At 61.1% G+C, this 20,310-nt stretch carries 15 protein-coding genes and 4 tRNA genes; 16 read left to right on the top strand and 3 right to left on the bottom strand.

Features of this window, described 5'->3' with window-relative positions; translation table 11 throughout:
* The first annotated feature begins 99 nt into the window (after nucleotides 1–99).
* The 3 genes from glk to ABVT36_RS15730 all read left to right on the top strand — a co-directional run bounded on the left by glk (nucleotide 100) and on the right by ABVT36_RS15730 (nucleotide 6,023).
* The gene (gene glk / locus ABVT36_RS15740) at nucleotides 100–1,062 is read left to right on the top strand and encodes a glucokinase (RefSeq protein WP_368457393.1); all 963 of its coding nucleotides are present in this window, start codon (nucleotides 100–102) and stop codon (nucleotides 1,060–1,062) included.
* Between the two features lie 516 nt (nucleotides 1,063–1,578).
* Nucleotides 1,579–4,371: a TonB-dependent receptor gene (locus tag ABVT36_RS15735; protein ID WP_368457392.1), complete on the top strand. Its 2,793-nt coding sequence runs from the start codon at nucleotides 1,579–1,581 to the stop codon at nucleotides 4,369–4,371.
* 131 nt (nucleotides 4,372–4,502) lie between these two features.
* Nucleotides 4,503–6,023: a tryptophan halogenase family protein gene (locus ABVT36_RS15730; RefSeq protein WP_368457391.1), complete on the top strand. Its 1,521-nt coding sequence runs from the start codon at nucleotides 4,503–4,505 to the stop codon at nucleotides 6,021–6,023.
* Nucleotides 6,024–6,036: 13 nt separating this feature from the next.
* Here the strand turns inward: ABVT36_RS15730 and ABVT36_RS15725 are convergent, their stop codons facing one another.
* The gene (locus tag ABVT36_RS15725; protein WP_368457390.1) at nucleotides 6,037–6,855 is read right to left on the bottom strand and encodes a DUF3014 domain-containing protein; all 819 of its coding nucleotides are present in this window, start codon (nucleotides 6,853–6,855) and stop codon (nucleotides 6,037–6,039) included.
* A 296-nt stretch (nucleotides 6,856–7,151) separates the two neighbouring features.
* Between ABVT36_RS15725 and ABVT36_RS15720 the strand changes: the two genes are divergently transcribed.
* A complete protein-coding gene (locus ABVT36_RS15720; RefSeq protein WP_368457389.1) occupies nucleotides 7,152–8,795 on the top strand; it encodes an alpha-amylase family glycosyl hydrolase in 1,644 nt (547 codons plus the stop codon).
* A 299-nt stretch (nucleotides 8,796–9,094) separates the two neighbouring features.
* Here ABVT36_RS15720 and ABVT36_RS15715 read toward each other — a convergent pair whose 3' ends face one another.
* Both ABVT36_RS15715 and ABVT36_RS15710 read right to left on the bottom strand, forming a co-directional pair.
* A complete protein-coding gene (locus ABVT36_RS15715) occupies nucleotides 9,095–10,426 on the bottom strand; it encodes an MFS transporter (RefSeq protein ID WP_368457388.1) in 1,332 nt (443 codons plus the stop codon).
* Between the two features lie 126 nt (nucleotides 10,427–10,552).
* Nucleotides 10,553–11,476: a hypothetical protein gene (locus tag ABVT36_RS15710; protein ID WP_368457387.1), complete on the bottom strand. Its 924-nt coding sequence runs from the start codon at nucleotides 11,474–11,476 to the stop codon at nucleotides 10,553–10,555.
* Nucleotides 11,477–11,625: 149 nt separating this feature from the next.
* On the opposite strand from ABVT36_RS15710, the gene ABVT36_RS15705 reads away from it, so the two are divergent.
* The 12 genes from ABVT36_RS15705 to ABVT36_RS15650 all read left to right on the top strand — a co-directional run.
* Nucleotides 11,626–13,080, top strand: coding sequence for an alpha/beta hydrolase (locus tag ABVT36_RS15705; protein WP_368457386.1), 1,455 nt, complete (start codon nucleotides 11,626–11,628; stop codon nucleotides 13,078–13,080).
* Nucleotides 13,067–13,819, top strand: a complete 753-nt coding sequence (locus ABVT36_RS15700) for an ATP-binding cassette domain-containing protein (protein WP_368457385.1) — start codon at nucleotides 13,067–13,069, stop codon at nucleotides 13,817–13,819. Before ABVT36_RS15705 ends, ABVT36_RS15700 begins: the two co-directional genes overlap by 14 nt.
* Nucleotides 13,816–15,009 carry an ABC transporter permease gene (locus ABVT36_RS15695; protein ID WP_368457384.1) on the top strand — a complete coding sequence of 398 codons (1,194 nt, stop codon included), beginning with the start codon at nucleotides 13,816–13,818 and terminating at the stop codon, nucleotides 15,007–15,009. Before ABVT36_RS15700 ends, ABVT36_RS15695 begins: the two co-directional genes overlap by 4 nt.
* Before the next feature lie 25 nt (nucleotides 15,010–15,034).
* Nucleotides 15,035–16,147: an alanine racemase gene (gene alr / locus ABVT36_RS15690; RefSeq protein WP_368457383.1), complete on the top strand. Its 1,113-nt coding sequence runs from the start codon at nucleotides 15,035–15,037 to the stop codon at nucleotides 16,145–16,147.
* Nucleotides 16,148–16,149: 2 nt separating this feature from the next.
* Nucleotides 16,150–17,145, top strand: a complete 996-nt coding sequence (gene birA / locus ABVT36_RS15685) for a bifunctional biotin--[acetyl-CoA-carboxylase] ligase/biotin operon repressor BirA (RefSeq protein ID WP_368457382.1) — start codon at nucleotides 16,150–16,152, stop codon at nucleotides 17,143–17,145.
* Nucleotides 17,136–17,882, top strand: coding sequence for a type III pantothenate kinase (locus ABVT36_RS15680; protein ID WP_368457381.1), 747 nt, complete (start codon nucleotides 17,136–17,138; stop codon nucleotides 17,880–17,882). The genes birA and ABVT36_RS15680 overlap by 10 nt, the downstream gene beginning before the upstream one ends.
* A gap of 22 nt (nucleotides 17,883–17,904) precedes the next feature.
* Complete coding sequence (locus tag ABVT36_RS15675) at nucleotides 17,905–18,624, top strand: SPOR domain-containing protein (protein WP_368457380.1); 720 nt, start codon at nucleotides 17,905–17,907, stop codon at nucleotides 18,622–18,624.
* 105 nt (nucleotides 18,625–18,729) lie between these two features.
* Nucleotides 18,730–18,805, top strand: a tRNA-Thr gene (locus ABVT36_RS15670).
* 110 nt (nucleotides 18,806–18,915) lie between these two features.
* A tRNA-Tyr gene (locus ABVT36_RS15665) sits at nucleotides 18,916–18,999 on the top strand.
* An 81-nt stretch (nucleotides 19,000–19,080) separates the two neighbouring features.
* A tRNA-Gly gene (locus ABVT36_RS15660) sits at nucleotides 19,081–19,154 on the top strand.
* A 111-nt stretch (nucleotides 19,155–19,265) separates the two neighbouring features.
* Nucleotides 19,266–19,340 (top strand) — tRNA-Thr (locus ABVT36_RS15655).
* Nucleotides 19,341–19,467: 127 nt separating this feature from the next.
* Nucleotides 19,468–20,310 (top strand): elongation factor Tu (locus ABVT36_RS15650; RefSeq protein WP_368457379.1); only part of this gene is annotated, 843 nt, incomplete at its 3' end.

Raw genomic sequence — 20,310 nt, 5'->3', positions numbered from 1 at the left:
TGTCGCGGGCGCCATGCCAGCCTCCGTGGAGACAGATATTTTTTTACCGGCCGCGGGCACAGTGCAGCGCCTTGGTCAGAGACAGTGACAGGAATTGAAATGACGAGCATCGTTGCGGATATCGGCGGCACCAACGCCCGCTTTGCCATTGCCCGGGCCAGTGGCGACGGCTATCGGCTGGAAGAGCTAAAGGTCGCCGACTGCAAGCGCTTTGGCGGCTTCGACGGGGCCCTGCAACACTGGCTCGAGGGCCTGCAGCAGCCGGCGCCGCGGCAGGCGTGTATCGCCGTGGCCGGCCCTGTGGATAAAACTGCTGCCGGTGGGCGTGTCTATATGACCAATCTCGGCTGGCATATCTGTGCTGACAAGCTGCGCAAGCAGTTTGGCTTCACCAGCATCCAGTTGATCAATGATTTCGCTGCACTGGCACAGTCCCTGCCGTTGCTGTCCGGAGAGGATTACCAGGTGCTGCGGGACCAGCCGCGGCCCCCCGGGGCGGCCATGGCGGTGCTGGGCCCGGGAACGGGTTTAGGTGTTGCGGGGCTGGTGTGGGGTGAAGGGCGCTATCACGTACTCGCGGGGGAGGGGGGGCATGCGAACCTGGCCGCTTCAACCGAGAGGGAGGCGGAGCTGTTGCGGATAATAGGCAGCAGGCAGCGGCCGGTCTTCAACGAGTGGGTGCTGTCCGGCTGTGGGCTGGTGAACCTCTACTCTGCCGTGTGCGAATTAAACGGCCAGCCGGCGGAAGCCCTGGAACCGCCGGACATCAGCGGCCGCGGTCTGGAGGGCTCTGATCCCATGTGCCGGCAGACACTGCTGGATTTCCTCAATTTTCTCGGCAGTGCTGCTGGGGATGTGGCCCTCTACCTGGGCGCGCGCGGTGGTGTTTTTTTGGGTGGGGGCATACTGCCACGCATTGTCGAACTGCTGCCGCAAAGCGAGTTCGAACAGCGTTTTTTAAACAAGGGGCGGGTTGAGGACTGGATGCGGGCGGTGCCCCTCTACGCTCTCAAGGCCGGTTACCAGGCATTGATCGGGGCTGCGGTACAGCTGCGCAAATAACACTATCAACCCGGCAACCAAAGTTGGTTGCCGGTTTAATGTGGTACAAGGATGTGCCACCGCCGGGCAGAGGTCGGCGCTAGGGAACCTATGGTTAAGTCGACGCAAAGCCCCGTAGGGCGGGGCTGTGGCGCCACTTGGACTGTGTTGCTGTGCTCGTCAAGGACAACCAGCCTTGATCTTCGCGCAGTGCCTTGCCAAGCGGTGCTACAGGCTCCGCTGAGGCAGTACTGAATTAATCAGAGGCTTCCTAGCCCTTGGAAGCAAGCGATTCCGCGTAATCGTGCAGGTTTTCAGGGGCGACGATCCAATCGATGAGGAATCGTCCATTGGATTGCCTGGTTAACAGCGGGCGAAGAAAGTACCCGAAACCATAATCCGGTGCGGCATAGGAAGTACTCCCCAACGGGGCTTCAAATTTTCCCGCCTACTCCCCCCTCGGGGGAGGATGGCAAGGACGATGGGCAGACCTAGGATGCAGGGTCTCACTATAACGATAAGTCCAGGGAGAAGATGATGAGTCTATCCAACCGTGCAAAGGGGCCCTTTCGGCCGGCTTTGCTGTCCGCTGCAATTGCGGCGTCTATGACCGCCTCTGTCGGCGTCGATGCGCAGGAGCGGGAGGAAACCGGACCTCTTGAAGAAGTCATAGTGACCGGTTTTCGCAAGAGTGTGGTGGACGCCATCGGCACCAAGCGCGATGCCCAGGCCGTTGTCGAAGCTATCTCCGCAGAGGACATCGGCAAGCTGCCGGATTCCTCCATCGCCGAAGCCATTTCCCGCCTGCCCGGCCTGGCGGCCCAGCGCCTGGATGGCCGTGCCAGCCGCGTAACTATCCGCGGTTTTGGCGAGAACGAGAGTGCCACCACCTTTAACGGGCGCGAGCAGGTGTCCATTGGCGACAACCGCGGTGTTGAGTTCGATCTCTACCCGTCCGAAATCATGAGTGGCGTAACCGTCTATAAAACGCCCCAGGCCAGTATCGAGGCCGAGGGTATCGCCGGGGTGATCGACCTGCAGACGGTAAAGCCGCTGGAACGCAACGACCGTGTGGTTCAGTTCAATGGTCAGTACGAGATGACCAGCTTCGACAAGCTGAACCCGGATGGCGAGGATAGTGGGCACCGCGCCACCTTTTCCTATATCGACCAGTTCGCCGACGACAGGTTCGGCGTGGCCTTCGCCTATAACACCATGAGTTCTCCCAACCAGGAAGAGCGCTGGAATGCCTGGGGTTACCCGGAATTTACCCACCAGGGGCAGACTTTTTCCATCCTCGGCGGTGCCAAACCCTTTGTGCGCTCCTCGGTACTGGAGCGCGACAGCGCAATGCTGGTGCTGGAGGCTCAGGCGACCGAAAAACTGCACACCACTTTTGATGCTCTGTATGTGGATTTTTCCGATGAGAAAATCCTGCGCGGTATCGAGGTGCCATTCGCCTGGGGGCAGGGTTCCATCAGTGCGGATTCGGCCGTGGTAGATCCCGACACTGGTTTTGTTTCCAGTGCGGTCACCGAAGGCCAGCGGGTGGTGGTGCGCAATGATATGGAAAATCGTGATGCCGAGCTGAGCGCCTTCGGTTTCAATGCCAAATACGATGTCAGCGACACTTTACAGCTGGAATTCGATGCCAGCCATTCCGCGGTGGAGCGCCAGATCTGGAGCCTCGAAAGCTACGCTGGCACCGGTCGCGGCGACAGCGAGGGTGTGGCCGATACCCTGGGCTACACCTTCAATTCCGGTAATGCCGGTGCCAAATTTAGCCACGGCCTGGATTACAGCGACTTCGACCTGATCAGGCTGGGGGGGCCGCTTAGCTGGGGGGCAAGTTCCGCACTGAACGACAGATATGGTCTTGAAGAGGGGGACAGCTACTTTAACTCGGCCCAGGACGGTTTCCTCAATGCCCCGGAAATCGACGACGAGCTGACCTCACTGAAACTGGCCGCTGCGCAAATGGTGGACGCCGGTATCGTAACCGAAATCGAATACGGTGTTTCCTTCCGCGAGCGCGAAAAAGTCAAGCGCTCCCGGGGGTTCTATATGACCCTGAGGGACTTCCCTGATATGGTGGCCGTGCCGGAGCAGTACCGCCTGGGTAGTGTATCTCTGGACTTTATCGGTATGGGCGACATGATTGCCTACGACTCTGGCGCTCTGCTGGCGGACGGTTTCTATGAGCTGACCGATGAAGCGCTGACCGGTATCCAGCACCTGACCAAGTCCTATAGTGTCAATGAGGAGGTCACCGCCGCCTTTGTCCAGGCGGGTTTCGACACTGAGCTTTTTGGCCTGCCGCTAACCGGTAATGCGGGTATGCGCTATGTCTACACCGAGCAGAGCTCCCGGGGTTTTGCCGGTCAGGTTAACGGAGATGGACTGGTGATCGCCGAGCCCACTCGGATCAGCCATGATTACAGCAATTTTCTGCCGAGTCTGAATCTGGCATTGGCGATCGACGACCAGCAGACGGTGCGCTTTGGCGCCGCCAAGACCATCTCCCGCGCACGCATGGATGAGATGAATGCGTCCCTGGAAGTTACCTACAACCAGCAGCCGGATGACAATGGCAACAACTGGAGCATCAGTGGCGGCAATCCCACGCTCGAGCCGAAAGAAGCGGTGGGAGTGGATCTCACCTACGAAAATTATTTCAGTGAGGAAGGTTACTTTTCCGCGGCTATTTTCTGGAAGGATTTGAGCCAATGGCACTTCGACGACAACTACACCCTGGAGTTGGTGGGTGTCGCCAACCCGGCCACAGGCCAAGTGCCGGGGAATTCCACGGCAACTGCCTCCGGTAAGGTGAATGCCGGTGGCGGGACCCTGACCGGTTATGAGCTGTCTCTGGCGTTGCCATTTAATCTCTTTAGCGAAAGCCTGGATGGTTTCGGCCTGCTCGCCAGCCATACGGGAATCGAGTCCGATATTCAGGATCAGAACGGCAATGATTTCCAGTTGCCCGGCCTGTCCGAGAGCATCCAGAATCTGACCACTTATTATGAAAATTATGGTTTTTCTGCCCGTGTGAGTTTGCGCAAACGCGATGACTTTAAAGGAGAAGTTTACGGCGTTGGATTCGACAGTCAGCAGGTGGATGTGGTGGGTGAGACCATCGTCGATGCTCAGATCGGTTACGATTTTGCCGAGTCCGGTATCGGTGGACTGGAGGGGCTGTCGGTCTTCCTGCAGGGACAAAACCTGACTGACGAGCCCTTCACCACCCTGAGCGACGGCAATGCGCAGCAGGTGCGCGACTTCCAGAGCTATGGCAAGACCTATCTGCTGGGTTTCAGTTACCAGCTGTAAGGCCAGTGGCTGAAGTTTAACAGCCTGTTGTTCCGAACTGGGGGGTTTGGGTTGCGGAAAGCCAGGGAAGGCTTTTCAACGGGCTGTCAAGTCGTTGCGCGCCCTTGTGATACTGTCATTGCAGGGGCTTTTTGATTTTTGCTTTTGCGGTGGAGGTTTCAGTGAGCGGTGCCAAGATCAAAAAAGTCGTGATTCTGGGTGGCGGAACCGCTGGCTGGATGACCGCCGCACTCTTGGCCAAGGTACTCGGCAAAGCAATTTCCATTACTCTGGTGGAATCGGACCGCATCGGCACTGTCGGTGTCGGCGAGGCTACTATTCCGCCGATCGTCAATTTCAATCAAGCCCTGGGGTTGGATGAGCGGGAATTTCTCCGGGCCACCAAGGGCACCATCAAACTGGGTATCCAGTTCGAAAACTGGCTCCGTCAGGGCGAGAGCTATATGCACGCCTTTGGCAGTGTCGGCAAGAAGTTTCCCTTCTGTGATTTCCACCACTTCTGGTGCAGGCACCGGCACGCCGGCGGCACATCCAGTTACTGGGACTATTCGCTCAATTACCAGGCCGCAGTTCACAACAGGTTTGCACCGCTGGCGCAGATCAAAGGCACCAACCTGCCCGGTATCTCTTACGCATATCATTTTGACGCCGGGCTCTATGCACAGTTTCTGCGCCGCTTCGCCGAGAACAAAGGCGTCCACAGAATCGAGGGTACCGTCAGCGGTGTGCAGCTGTGCCCCCGGGACGGCTTTGTGGAAAGCCTGTCCCTTGAGGGCGGGCAGCGGATTGCCGCCGGGCTGTTTGTGGACTGCACCGGTCTGGCCGCGCTGCTGATTGAAAAAACGCTGGGGATCGATCTGGAAAGCTGGTCGCAGTGGTTGCCATGCGACAGGGCCATGGCGGTACCCAGTGCCGGCAGCCGCCCCCCGATTCCCTATACCCGCTCCATAGCACGGGCCGCCGGTTGGCAGTGGCGCATTCCCCTGCAGCATCGCAGCGGCAACGGTATCGTCTACTCCAGCGATCACTGGAGCGACGCTCAGGCCAGGGAGGCGCTGATGGACAGTCTGGATGGCGAGGCGCTGGCGGAGCCGCGCATCATACCGTTTCGCACCGGCCGCCGCCGCAATCAGTGGGACAGAAATGTGGTGAGCATCGGGCTGTCGAGCGGCTTTCTGGAACCGCTGGAGTCCACCAGTATCCACCTGATCCAGTCCGCTGCCACACGTCTGATCAAATCCTTTCCCCATCGTGGTATCAGGCCCGCGGAGGTGGCTGAGTTCAACCGCCAGTCACAGGTGGAGATGGAGCGCATCCGGGATTTTATAATCCTGCACTACAAATTGAATCAGCGCCGGGACACAGATTTCTGGCGCCAGTGCGAGGCGATGGAAATTCCGTCCACATTAGCGGATAAAATCGAACTCTTCCGGCACACGGGCAAGGTGTTCCGGGATTACGACGATCTGTTCACGGAGGAGGCCTGGCAGCAGGTGATGCTCGGGCAGGGTATAGTCCCTGAGGACTATCACCCCATCGCCGACACCCTGTCCGAGCGGCAGTTGGATGAGTTGATGGCCAGCCTGAAAACCCTGATCGACGGAACAGTAAAAAGTCTGCCGGCCCACGAGGAGTACCTGCCTTTTTGCTAACCCGGCACCTTATTTAGTTTTCCATTCGCAACTGTTCAAGGTCGGCTTTCAACGCCCGCAGTTTTTCCTTTACCCGCGCCGCATTGTCCGGGCCCATGCGGATCAGGAGTTTGTGTACGCCCGGGAGTTTTTCAATTTTGGGATCGGCAAACTTGTAGTAGACCGACGGGCGCACCAGTTGCACGGGTTGATCCACTTCCGGTGCTGCCAGTACCCGATCGATCGCCTTGAGCACCACATCGTGGAAGCGCTTATCGCGAATACCGAGTTCCCTATAGGCTTCCGCCAGCCGCGGGTACCAGAAACGGTAGAGCGCCACAGCGGCGTCGTTGTCCATCATCGCCAGCAATCTTACCGGTGCGTCGTAGCGCCGGTAATTCCCCTCCGACAGTGTCATCCCGGTGGGCCCCTCCTCAGTCACCAACAGTGTGCCTCGGGGGCTGTTGTAGGGGCGGTTCTTGGCCATCATTTCGCCGCTGGAGGCCGCGTTGACGGCGGCCACCCACTTGCGGATTACCTCGTCGGTCACCAGCCAGCGCCCGAGCGCACCATCTGGAGCCAGGCTGAGTAGGTCGTTGCGCACAATGGCATCACTGTCGTTGAGTGCTGGCAATTGTCGCTGCGGTTGGGTTTCCGGCGCCGGCTCCGGCACCGGTGTCTGCTCCGGTTCCGGGATGGGGGCCACCTCGGCTTCAGGCTCGGGCTCTACCACCGGTGGTGGAGCAGGCTCAGGTTGGGGGCCGGTGCTGACGAGAAAGTAGGCCCCTACCGCCAGGGCGGCAAGGACGATTAGGCCGGCGATCCAGACTCGGGCGGACTGATGCTCTGACATTCCCTCACCTCCTTAAGCTGGTTGGGTATCCGGTTTGCGGCCGGGAGCGGGCGCCAGGTTGTCACCAGGCGCCCCTTGAGCCTTTGACCGTGACTGGCGGGCGCGGTTTCACTGGTGGCTATCCGGCGGGTGATAAAAACCTTGTCCGGCCGTCAGGTTGATAAGCTATCCGCATACCAGTGTCGGCGCAAGCATGCGCCATCTACGCCCCCTGCGGGAGGATGCGGCTGTTCCGGGAGCGATTAGAGTGGGTTGCCCGGTTGACCACAGCCGGCGCCGAGTCCGGAGACATAACTATGATACGAATCGCCCCGACCCTTGCCGCCTTTGTACTTGCCGCCGTCTCATGCAGCACCGCTGCCGACCCCTTCTGGCATAACGCCACCATCTATTTTATGTTGCCGGACCGTTTCGCCAACGGAGACACCGACAACGATCTGTCCTATGGCCGGCAAGCGGATGCAGGGCCCCTGCGCGGCTTTATGGGTGGGGATCTGCAGGGGGTGATCGACAAACTCAACCAGGGCTACTTCAACCAATTGGGGGTGGACGCCATTTGGGTCTCGCCGCTGTACGAGCAGATTCACGGCGCGACTGACGAGGGCACCGGCCGCACCTACGCCTACCACGGTTACTGGCCAAAGGACTGGACCGCGGTCGACCGCAACTTTGGCAGTGAGGCACTGCTGGAGGAATTTGTCCGCACGGCGCACCGACACGGTATTCGTGTGTTGCTGGATGTGATTATCAACCACACAGGTCCGGTGACCGGTCGCGACCCGCGGGCGCCGCTGTCCTGGGTGCGCACCGAGCCGGTGTGCAACTGGTCCGGCTTTGCCGGCAACGTGCGCTGCACCCTGGTTGCCAACCTGCCGGATATCCGCACCGAAAGTGAAGCGCCGGTGGCACTGCCGCCGGCGCTGGTGGCCAAGTGGCAGCGGGAGGGGCGCCTGGAGCGGGAAAAAGCTGAGCTGGACGAATTTTTCGCCCGCACCGGATACCCCCGCGCGCCGAAATACTATTTCATTAAATGGGTCACCGACTGGGTGCGCGACTATGGTGTGGACGGTTTTCGCGTGGACACCGCCAAACATGTGGAGCCGCAAGTCTGGCGGTTGCTGAAGCGGGAGGCGAGCCGGGCGCTGGCTAAGTGGAAAGCGGACAACCCCGGGGAGAAACCCGATGACCGGGGTTTTTTTATGCTGGGGGAGGTCTATGGCTTTGGCGCCGACAGTTTTGGTGCGAGTGAGGGCCGCAATTACGATTTTGGCGATCGCCAGGTGGATTTTTTCGACTACGGCTTTGACAGCCTGATCAATTTCGATTTTGCCCGGCGCGTCAAGGGCGATACCGAGTCACTGTTCGCCAGTTACTCCGGGGATCTGCACGGCGGTGCCCTGGACGGGGTGGCCATCCTCAATTATTTGGCTTCCCATGACGATATGCATTCGTTCGATCGTCGGCGTCAGCATGCCCGGGAGGCGGCGACCAAATTAATGCTGGCACCTGGAGCAGCACAAATCTACTACGGCGATGAACTGGCGCGACCCCTGCATATGACCGATGCCCAGGGCGATGCGCAGTTGCGCGGATTTATGAACTGGGACCAACTGGGCGAGCCGCAGACACAGGCCATCCTGTTGCACTGGCAAAAGCTGGGGCAGTTCCGTCAGGCCCATCCGGCGGTGGGTGCGGGGGTGCACAAAATGCTGTCGGAACAGCCCTATGTGTTTTCGCGCACACTGAACAGTGAAAAGCCGGTGTTGGTATCCCTGGGCCTGGCACCGGGCAGGAAGTCCATACCTGTGTATGGGGTCTTCGCCGATGGGGAGCTGGTGCGGGACTTCTATTCCGGCCAGCAGGTGCCGGTAGAGGGGGGCAAAATCGAGCTGGAGTCACCCTATGAGCTGCTGCTGTTGGCAGCGGTGGACAGGTCTTAACAGTCTGAAGTTACCAACAGAAAACCGGGGCGAGTTTGTGTATAAGTGTTGAATATCCCGCTGCGAGCCAGCGATTGCGATAGTCCGGCCGCTGAGTATAAAAAAGCGCCAGCCTTTATCAGGTTGTTGAAAGAGCTTTTCCTGGCTTTCCGCTAACTCTCTTCGACAAATCAGGCAGTCACATGCTGGATTTGCGGCCCAAGAGTCCCTGTTAAGCTGCAAGCGGTATGGCCGGACCGATTGAGTTAGTGTCAACAGGCCCTCATTTATCCCTGGGATAACGGCGGTACCAGGCAGCGTCAATCGGCGGTAGTCGGTTGCGGCCCTTCGACGGTCACTTCCGCTTCCCCCTCTATGCGCAGGATCGCGGGGGTCAGGAAACCGGAGAGCCCCATCAGTATGCAGCCGGCGGCACCGGCGATGTACCAGGCCCGGACACCGACCAGCTCGGCGACGGGTGCGGCGAGCAGCAGACCCACCGGGGCAGTGATGCCGGCGAGGCTGCCCACCAGCGAGAAGATGCGGCCCTGAAAATCCGCGGCGACTGTCGCCTGAAGGATTGCGTGGATAGGGCCGTTGACCATTGCCGTGATGACGCCGATCGCGAACATCGCACCGGCGACGGCCAGCACACTGGGCGCCATTCCCACCCCGAGGGTCGCGATGCCCATGGCCATAAGGCCGCTCAGGGTCGTCAGGATGCGCCGCCTGAACCCGCCCCAGATTCCCAGCAGGATTCCACCGGCAAACGAGCCGATGCCAAACATCGAGTTGGTCCAGGCGAGGTCGGTCGCTGTTCCTGTCAGCTCCTCACTCACAAGCAGTGGCAGTAGTGAGAAGGCCGGGATCAGCAGCATATTGACGCCCATAGCGATCAGAACTATGCCCATGTGGCCGGGCCGCTCGCGCAGGTAGGTGAATCCTTCGCCTACGTCCCGCAAGGTCCCGCGGACCCCAGTGGACGACCGCTCCTCGCTGGATCGCTCGGGCTGAGGTACGCGGATGAAGACCAGCGGCAGGATTGCGATTAGCGCGGTACCCACGTCCACCAGCATGATGCCGCTCATTGAGAGAGTGGCGACCAGGAGTCCGCCCAAGGGCGCGGCGATGACGAGCATGCCGCCCAGCATCATCTGGTTGATGCCCTGGATGCGGGTCAGGTGCCGTTCGGGGACCATCAGTGTCGTGGACGCGAGCATCGCCGGTGCATGGAAGGTTGATCCGATCGCGCGCAGGAGGAGTGCGGCGAACACAGTTTCGACACTCGCCATGTCGAGCAGGAAGAGTGCCGCTAGCCCCAGTGATGTGGCCGCCACCAGGGCGTCGGCGGCGAGCATTACCTGTTTGCGGTTCCAGCGATCGACAAGGGCCCCTGCGAATGGGCCGACCAGGATCGGGGGCAGGAGGCCGAACAGCGACGCCGTAGCGAGCACGGTGGCGGAGCCGGTCTGGATGGTCAGCCACCAGATGATTGCGAACTGGACCGCCTGACTGCCGACCAGTGACAGCGCCTGCCCTGTCCAAAGGATCAGGAAAGGCCTCATCGGCGGATTGTCGGCGCAGCTGGATTCTGCCACTGTCGCGGCGTCCGGTGTCTGTGTCCCGCAGTCGGGACTCCTGGTGCCGCTCATCGCTGTCTCCATCCTTCAGTGACTACCGCAGGGTTTGGCTTTTTTTGTTGTGTAATTGGTGGGTAGTGATTGCATCCTGGTCCGATGCGCCGCAACCCCGGGCTGAAAAAGCCGCGCAGGGCTTTTTCAGCAGCCTGCCAGATTTTCCGGCAGCAGATCGAGACTGGCCCCGTCAAAGCCAAAATTTTCCAGCGGCACCAGTTGGGCGGAAATCTCAAACTGGCGCTGGGCCGTTTGATCGCACCAATCCATGATCTCCAGTTGGTCACCTTCCACACCGTGGAGTAGGGATTCCCAGTTGGACCTGGCTGTTTCGATAAGGCTCTGATAGTGGAGATCCTGGCCGAGCTTGAGAAAACGGAATTCCCCATCGGCGCTCTCCATCCTCAGCCATCCTGCGCCGCGTTCTCTATTTTGTTCGCCGATAAGCAGCGGACCCTCGGGGTCACTGTGCAGGGGGCACAGTGCGGAGTCAGCCGGCGGCGCTACGGGAGTGCCGACCCAGACCCATCCCGACAGGCCGATACGGCTGAGCTGCCACTCGCCCAGCGAGACAGTCTGTTGTTCGTCGATGCGAAACTCATCGCATTCCCTCTGCTCCGAACTGCCCTCGAAGCCGACCGCTGCGCCGGGATTTTTGCTGCGGAAACTGCGTAGCTGCCGGGTCATTGCGCTGTTCACTTTCCAGTGTTTCCGCAGCCTCCAGCGCATGGGGTAGTCGCCCCAGGCTACGATATAGTCCTCGCCCTCGGTCAGGGTTTGTACCAGGCGCCAGAGGGACCCGTCGATAAGAATACCGGTACCACTCTGCGCCGGGGCTTCCATTGCGTTGACGACATGTTCAGCACGACCCTCGATAACCTCGTACCAGGGAAAGCCGTGGCGCAGTGGTGGAGGGAATAGTAAAGGCGGGCGCCCGGACAGCAGTCGGCGAAAAAGCACTGACTTCTCGATTTCCCAGTCGGTCAGGACATAGCCTTCCCTCTGGGCGGTCTGTCCCCAGGCAAAGGCGGCACGGATCAACTGTTTTTCTCGGTCTGAAAAGCTCATGGACAGGGGACGGGTATTGTAAAGCGGGCACCTTACCACTGTGGGTGAGTGGGCGCTAATGTAATTGGCTGTAATAGAATGCGCGGCCAAAAGCGATGGTTGCTGGCTATACTGCCGGGCTTGGTATTTTGTTGAGGGGGAGTTCGGTTATGACCTGGATGCGGTGGCTTGGCACTGTTGTAGCCATGCTTTACGGAAGCCTGTCCCAGGTAGTCTGGTCCGAAGCGGTGGATAGCCGTGACTGCTACCTGGATGGCTGGAGGAGTGCGCTTAAGTGTTCGCGTCTCACCGTTGGTGAAGGGGTGACAAAAGTAGATCTCGCGGTGATGGTGGCGCCCGCGGTAAACGAAGTTGGCAGGGCGCCACTCTATTTACTCGCCGGGGGGCCGGGCCAGGCGGCCAGTGACCTGGCGCCACTGCTGAATCTGTTTGACAGGATAAACCGGGAGCGCGCGATAGTGCTGGTGGATCGCCGCGGTGCAGGGCGCTCAGAGCCGTTGGATTGTGGCTGGAAGCTGGACCCCCCCGACGACCTGGAAGTGTTTTCCGCACAGCTGGCGGACTGCTATCTGCAACAGAAAGACTTCGCCAACTCCCTGAGTAGCCGCCAGGAGGTCGATGACCTGGAGCGGGTGCGGCAGTATCTGGGGCATACAAAGATTGCCCTGTGGGGCGTTTCCTGGGGCAGCCGCACAGCCCTGCTGTACCAGCAATGGTACCCGGAAAGCTTGAGCAGCTTGGTTCTGGACGCGGTGGCGCCCATTGACGTCAAGGTTTTTTTAGCCGCGACGGCGGCGGAACAGGCGCTGCGCAAACTGGAGCGGGACTGTTCCGGGGACCCGGCCTGTGCCCGGCTCGGGGACTGGCGGGCCGACCTCGATCAGCTGCAGCAGGACTGGGACAATGATACCCGCCGGTTTCCCGACCCTTATACCGGTGTGCTTACCGGGGAGCCGGTACCCCGTTGGATTTTGCTGAACATCATCCGCGGCGCTCTCTACCTGCCGGAAACCGCGGCGCAACTACCCTATGCCATCAAGCAGGCCGGCAGTGGCAATTATCGCCCCCTGGCGGCAATTGAAGGCGTTTTGCGCGGGAACAACATGTCGCTGGGCCTCACCTTTTCGGTGGCCTGCGCCGAGGAGCTGAGCCGGACCAGCGACGAGGAGGTTGCCAGTGACAGTGCGGATACGTTTCTCGGCACAGCCTATGTAGCCCTGTTTGAGCGGGGTTGCCGGGTATGGCCGGTGGCTGAAAGGCCCTACCCCCAACCGGAGTCCAGGAGCCATCCGGTTCTGCTGATTTCCGGCGAGGCGGACCCGATTACGCCGCCGGTTTATGCGGATACACACCTGGATTATCTCACCGACAAGCAACACCTGGTCGTGGCGGGGGGCGGGCACTCCAATTCTGCCCGCGGCTGTATCCCCGAACTGATCGAGCGCTTCCTCAAGGCGCCGGAGACCCCGCTGGATCCGGGCTGCGTAGAGGAGATTCAAAGGCCCCCGTTCATGGTCGACAAATTCGGACCGGAGCTGGGGGCACAGCGCGGGGAGGCGGGGGAGCAAATGGAAATCGGAGGGCGCGGCAGTGATCCGGGTTGAATCAGTCAACAAACAGTTTGCGGGCAGGCGGGTGCTGCACAACCTCAGCTTTTCCGTGCCCGACGGCCGCATCACTGCGCTGCTGGGCGCCAACGGCGCGGGCAAGACGACCTGTCTGCGTATTATCTCCGGTCTGCTGAAAGCTGATGGGGGCGAGGTTTCAGTGGGCGGTCTGGATGTGGCCCGCCACCCCTTGGCCATTCGTCGACAGCTGGGCATCATCGGTGACCGGGAGGGTTTGTACGAGCGCCTCACTGTCGGCGAATATTTGTCCTTTTTTGCCAGTGCCCAGGAAGTGCCCGCTGCGGAGCTGGAGCAGGCGCTGGTGTGTATCCGCGCGGAACTGGAACTGAACGATCTCTGGGACCGGCGCATCAAGGGGTTTTCCCAGGGGGAACGCATGAAGGTCTCCCTGGCCCGGGCACTGGTACACAGGCCCAGCCATTTGATTCTCGATGAGCCCACCCGGGGTCTGGATGTGCTGGCCGCCCGCTTGCTGCGCAAAACGCTGTTGCGATTGCGCGCGGAGGGAACGGCCATACTGTTCTCAAGCCATATCATGGCGGAGGTGCTGGAGCTTTCCGATACAGTGCTGGTTATGGCCGGTGGCACCATCGTTGGCGATGGCACGCCGGATGCGCTTAACGAACAGTCCGGATGTGGCAACCTGGAGGACAGTTTTGTCGCGCTCGCCTATGGAGAGCGGGAGCTAATGGATAAACAGGGGGCACTGCCATGAGTGTGGTAAAGGATTTGTTCTCGCGGCAGATGCGCGCTTTAACGGGCAAAGAGTTTTTGGAAGTCTGGCGCGACCGGCGCGCTCTGATGATCGCCGCGGCTTTCACCCTGCTGTTTCCCGCGCTGATGGTCGGCGCCGGCTCCCTGTCCCTGAAGGTGTTGTCTGAAGACCATGCCAATGTCGCGGTTATCGGTGCTGAATATGCGCCGCTATTGGTGGAGCGGTTGCGGGGAGATGGCTTGCAACTGGAACTCCTGGATGAGGGCTCCCCGCCGGAACTGCTGCGGGAGCGGTATGACCTGGTGCTGCAGATAGAGGCGGCGTTCGAGGAGCGCTACCGGGACCTGTCGACGCCGCAGATTTATTTATACTTGGATGGCTCGGAGCAATCCGGTGGGCGGGGTGCGCAACTTCTGCAGGCGCGCCTGAATGGACTGGAGCGAATCGTTGCGCAACAGCGCCTCTCGGCGCAGGGCATTGCCCCCGGGCTTTTGGCTCCCTGGCAATTGCAGGTGCGCGATGTCAGTACACCCTCCAGCCGTGCGGTGGCGGTGCTCGGTACCTTGGTCCAGGTACTGCTCATTTCGGCGTTGCTGGTGTGCAGTGCGGCCCCGTCGATCGATACCTCCGCCGGGGAGCGCGAACGTATGAGCATCGAAATATTGCTGCAGCAGCCATTGCGAGGCTGGCAGATCATAGTGGCAAAAGTGCTGGCGGTGACCAGCATAGGATGGCTAGGTGCGCTGATCTCGCTGGCGGTGTTAACCATCGCTTTTGCGCTACTGCCTCTGGCGGATATCGGCGTCCAGTTTTCCGCCGACGCCTGGTCGTCGCTGGTGATGGGGTTGTTGCTGCTGCCGCTTGCACTGTTGGTGGCGGTATTGCAGATACTGCTGGCACTGCGTTCGCGGTCCTTCAAGGATGCCCAGATCCAGCTGAATATTTTGCAGGGGCTGCCGCTGATGTTGTTGGTGGTGTGGAACCTGTCCGGTATCGACCTGGAGGCCTCCGCCTGGCAGCTGATCCCGTTTCTCGGTCAGCAACTGTGGTTGAACCTGTTAATGGCGGGGGAGCCCGTATCTGTGCCTATGGCCCTGGCCGGCTCCCTGGTCACCCTTTCGGCTGTGGGGCTGTGTATATTAGTCGGCGCCCGGGCCTTGCGCCGGGAGAGCCTGCTGGGGGCCGCATAGCCGGTGAAGAGAGGTTGGTGAGGGCATGAACGATTCCCGCGAGGGGCTGCTGAGTATCGATTTGGAGTCCATCGCTGCTAATTATCAGGACCTGGCCGAACGCCTGGCCGACGGCAGCCGCTGTGGCGCAGTGGTAAAGGCCAATGCCTACGGCCTGGGTATGGAGCATGTGGCGCCGGCTTTGTATCGACGCGGCTGTCGCGACTTTTTTGTCGCCACTCAGGCCGAGGGGGAGCAGCTGCGTGCCCTGCTGGGCAGTGATGTGTCCATCGCAGTTTTCACCGGGGTGCGGCCGGGCAATGAAGGCCGCTGTATCGGTGCGGGCCTGCTGCCGGTGTTGTTTACCCTGCCGCAGGTGCGGGCCTGGGTGGAGGCCTGCGGGCGGGCAGGGGTCGCGGCGCCCTCGGTGCTCAAAGTGGACACGGGGATGACCCGCCTCGGAATGACTGCGGAGGACTTCGATGTTCTGCTGCAGGACCTCCCTTTACTGAGGGCGGCAAATATTCGCCTGCTGATGAGTCACCTGGCTTGCGCGGACCAGTCTCAGCATCCGCTCAACCGCGTGCAACTGGAAAATTTTCGCCGCGCTGCAGAGCGATTGCGCGAGCGGTTGCCGCAGGTTCGCCTCAGCCTGACCAATTCATCGGGTATTTTTCTCGGCCCGGAATACCACTTCGATATCGCCCGCCCGGGCTCGGCCCTCTTCGGTATCAACCCCACGCCGGGGAGGGAAAACCCCATGCGCGCGGTGGTGGAACTGAGCCTGCCGGTGGTGCAGACGCGCTATGTGAGCCAGCGGCGCCAGGTGGGCTACGGCGCAACCCAGTCGGTGGATGCCGGTACCTGGCTGGCGGTGGCGCGGGGTGGCTATGCCGACGGTATACTGCGCTCTCAGGCGGGTCGCGGTTGCGGCTGGGCCTGTGGCCGGCGGCTGCCGATGGTGGGCAGGGTGTCGATGGACTCCGCCACCTACGATATTTCCGCGCTGGAGCCGGCGGACCGGGATGCCCTGCAGACGATTCAGGTGTTGAACACCGAACTCACGGTGGATGAGGTCGCCGCCCATGCCGGAACCATTGGGTACGAAATTCTTACCGGCCTGGGCCACCGTTACCACCGCCGCTATTTGGGAAGCTGAAATTGTCCCGTAACAATCCATTGCAGACGTTGCGCCCGGTGCTGGAACTGCTGGCCGACGGAGAGGTGCATTCGGGGGAATCCCTGGGCTCCGCGTTGGGCGTGAGCCGTGCGGCAGTGTGGAAGCAGCTGCAGAAGCTGGAGCAGCGGGGAATAGTGCTGGAGTCTGTGAAGGGGCGTGGCTATCGCCTCCCCGGTGGGCTGGACCTGTTGTCGCCGGCGGCGATCGACTCCTATTTAAACCCGGGCGCGCGCGCCCTATTGGGCGGCTTGCAGGTGGTTGACCAGGTGGATTCCACCAACGCCCGTATGCTGGAGCTGCTGGAGCGGCAATGCGGACACGCGGTGGTGATGTTTGCGGAGCAGCAGACGGCTGGCCGCGGCCGCCGCGGTCGCCCCTGGGTGAGTCCCTTTGGTGGCGGAATCCACTTTTCTGTCGGTTGGCAGTTCAGTGGTGGCGTTCAGCTGCTGGAGGGGCTGAGTCTGGCGGTGGGTGTGGCACTGACCAGGGCGATGGCCGAGTTTGATGTGCCGGACCTGCGCGTGAAATGGCCCAACGACATCTGGTGGCGGGGGCGCAAGCTGGCGGGAGTGCTGCTGGAACTCAGCGGGGACCTCACGGACAGTTGCGCTGTGGCAATCGGCATAGGGCTCAATTTTCGCCTGTCGCCCCAGAGTGCGGCGGCTATCGACCAGCCCTGGGCGGAATTGGCGGGTATCAGGCCCGGCCTGGATCGCAATCGGGTTGCGGCGGCGGTGCTCAACCATCTTTTGCCCTTGCTGGAGCAGTATCCGGGGGAGGGGTTCGGCCCCTATCGGGACGCCTGGGTGCAACTGGACCAGTTTGCCGGCCGCCCCGTGATTCTGCGCTCGGCGCAGCGGGAATGGTGTGGTGTGGCCCGCGGGGTGGACGCGTCGGGGGCATTGTTGCTGGAGCTGGATGGCCGGCTGCAGCGCTTCCACGGCGGTGAATTGTCGCTGCGCGAGGCATGTCCGTGATTCTCGAGTTTGACCTGGGAAACTCCTGCGGCAAATGGCGCCAGCTCCGGGCTGGCGCGGTGATGGCGCGAGGCAGTCTGTCCTACGCCGATCTCCACCGCGGTCTGCTGTCGGGGGAAAGTGCGTTGGTGCGCCCGCAGCGGGTGCGCGCGGCCAATGTGGCCGGGGCGCAGGTCGCCGGGGCGCTGCAGCAGGTCATCGGGGACAGGTTCGGTCTGCCGGTGGAGTTTGCCCGTGTGGAGCCAGACTGTGCCGGTGTCACCTGCGCCTATCGGGATGTGGGCCGCTTGGGGGTGGATCGCTGGCTGGCGGTGCTGGCCGCCCACCAGCGCTATCCGGGTCCGGCGCTGGTGGCTGATTGTGGCAGTGCGCTGACCCTGGATCTGCTGGGGGCTGGCGGTCAGCACCTGGGCGGTTATATATTGCCGGGACTTGAATTGATGCACCGGGCGCTGTTTCGGGATACCGACGCGGTCAAGGTCGCACTGGACCCCTCTCCGGGGATGTCGCTGAGTCCCGGGCGGGACACCGAGGAGGCGGTCAACCGCGGACTGCTGCTGATGGCACTGGGGGCTGTGGAGCGTTCACTGCGGCTGCTTCAGTTCCAGAGCGGTGGTGCGGGGCCGCGCCTGTGGCTGACGGGCGGTGACGCTGCGCTGATCTCGTCTTTTTGTGAGTGGCCTTACCAGATAGTGCCGGACCTGGTGCTCGACGGACTGGCGCTCACCAACCCATAACTCTGACTCACATATAAACCCTATGCGCTGGATAGTTTTACTGCTGTTTCTCGTCAATGCTGGCCTCTTTGCCTGGTTTCAGACCCTGGGACAGAGCGTCGACACTCCCGCTGTGCAGCCACCGCCAAAGGAGGCGCAGGGGGAGCGGATACAGCTGCTCAGCGAGGTGCCGGCGAGCAGTCTTGCCGCCGTGGCTCCGCCGCCGCAGCATGTGGAGCCGGAAGCGGCGGAGGACCAGCTCTGCACCATACTGGGCCCGTTCGAAGAAGCGTATCAGGGCGAGGATATTGTGCAGCGCCTGGGGGCCCTGGAGGTGACGGCGCAACTGCGCAACATAGAAATGCAGGGGCAGATGCGCTACTGGGTCTATCTGGCACCGATGGGCTCCCGACGCGAGGCGCTGCACAAACTGCGCCAGTTGCAGGCCGAGGGAATCGACAGCTATGTGATTCCCAAAGGCTCCCTCAGCAACGGCATCTCGTTTGGTATTTTTGCCGAGCGGGGTCGCGCCGCATCACTGGTTGACGACTTGCGCGGACGCGGTATCGATGTCCTTATGCGCGAGGAGCCCCAGACTTATGCGGAGCTCTGGCTGGTTATCCCCCCCGGGGGCAGCGGGCAGTTGGCGGAGGAGTTCTGGCAGGAGCTGCAGTTGGAGTATCCGCAGCTCAGTTTGCGTCAGAACCTCTGTGAGGAAGTGCGCTCCGGCAACCCCGGGCCAGGACAATCCGCCGGTGGTTGAGAAGGCAAATTTCCCGGCCGGGAACGGTTGCTTGTGGGGGGAACATCCCCTAGAATCCCGCCTCCACTTAGGGGCCGAAGCGGGTTCCATATAGTGAGGGAAAGGGCTGGCGTAGCTCAGTTGGTAGAGCAGCTGACTTGTAATCAGCCGGTCGGGGGTTCGACTCCTCTCGCCAGCTCCATTTTGCTTCCCGCGCTGCAAGTCGTCGGATTGTGCAGTTAAGTCTGTGAATTTGAAGGGAAAATTGTTGACAGCGCTCTGGCTGGTGTAGAGAATACACGCCGTTTTCGAGCAGGGGTTCCCGAGTGGCCAAAGGGATCAGACTGTAAATCTGACGCGAAAGCTTCGGTGGTTCGAATCCACCCCCCTGCACCAATTTGACACGCTGGACGGCCGCCGGGCCGGGCAGTGTTGCCAGCGGGAGATGGAAGGGCCTGTGTCTGGAGTCTCCCGTTCGCGGGCATAGTTCAACGGTAGAACCTCAGCCTTCCAAGCTGATGATGCGGGTTCGATTCCCGCTGCCCGCTCCAAGTCGTAGTGCCGGAGTTTCGGGATGTGCCGTCGGTGATCGGCGGCGAGGTAGTGATCTCCGGGGTGCTGTCGCTGTGCCGCCCTCGGGTGACAGATTGTGGCAGTTAAACGCTCATGTAGCTCAGGGGTAGAGCACACCCTTGGTAAGGGTGAGGTCGGCGGTTCAATTCCGCCCATGAGCTCCATTCTTATGACCGCGGGGGCAGAGGTCTCTGCGGTTATTTGTATCCGGGTTTTGGGTTTCGCTGCTCGGGTGCGCCTGTTCCGGAAGTAGGTGCGGGCTTTGTCTGTGTCTATATTAGGAGGCTAGCAATGGCAAAAGAAAAGTTTGAACGTTCCAAGCCCCACGTGAATGTGGGCACCATCGGTCACGTAGACCACGGCAAGACCACCCTTACCGCTGCCCTGACCCGCGTATGTTCGGAAGTCTGGGGCGGTGACGCCGTTGCCTTCGACGGCATCGACAATGCCCCGGAAGAGCGCGAGCGCGGTATCACCATCGCCACCTCCCACGTGGAGTACGAGTCCCCGGTCCGCCACTATGCCCACGTGGACTGCCCCGGACACGCCGACTACGTCAAGAACATGATCACCGGTGCCGCGCAGATGGACGGCGCTATCCTGGTATGTTCCGCTGCCGACGGCCCCATGCCGCAGACCCGCGAACACATCCTCCTGTCCCGTCAGGTAGGTGTACCTTACATCGTTGTGTTCCTGAACAAAGCGGACATGGTCGATGACGAAGAGCTGCTCGAGCTGGTGGAAATGGAAGTGCGCGAACTGCTCGACCAGTACGAATTCCCCGGTGACGACACCCCGATCATCATCGGTTCCGCGCTGATGGCGCTGGAAGGCAAGGACGACAACGAAATGGGTACCACTGCAGTCAAGAAGCTGGTGGAAACCCTGGACGAGTACATCCCTGAGCCGGAGCGCGCCGTAGACCAGCCGTTCCTGATGCCCATCGAAGATGTATTCTCCATCTCCGGCCGCGGTACCGTAGTGACCGGTCGTGTAGAGCGCGGTGTGATCAACACTGGCGATGAAGTTGAGATCGTCGGTATCAAGGAAACCACCACCACCACCTGTACCGGTGTGGAGATGTTCCGCAAGCTGCTGGACGAAGGTCGTGCGGGTGAGAACATCGGCGCCCTG

This window comes from Microbulbifer sp. TYP-18 (assembly GCF_040932045.1).
Classification (GTDB): domain Bacteria; phylum Pseudomonadota; class Gammaproteobacteria; order Pseudomonadales; family Cellvibrionaceae; genus Microbulbifer.
Note: the sequence above shows the minus strand (reverse complement) of the source record. Positions and strands in the feature narration are given on the sequence as shown.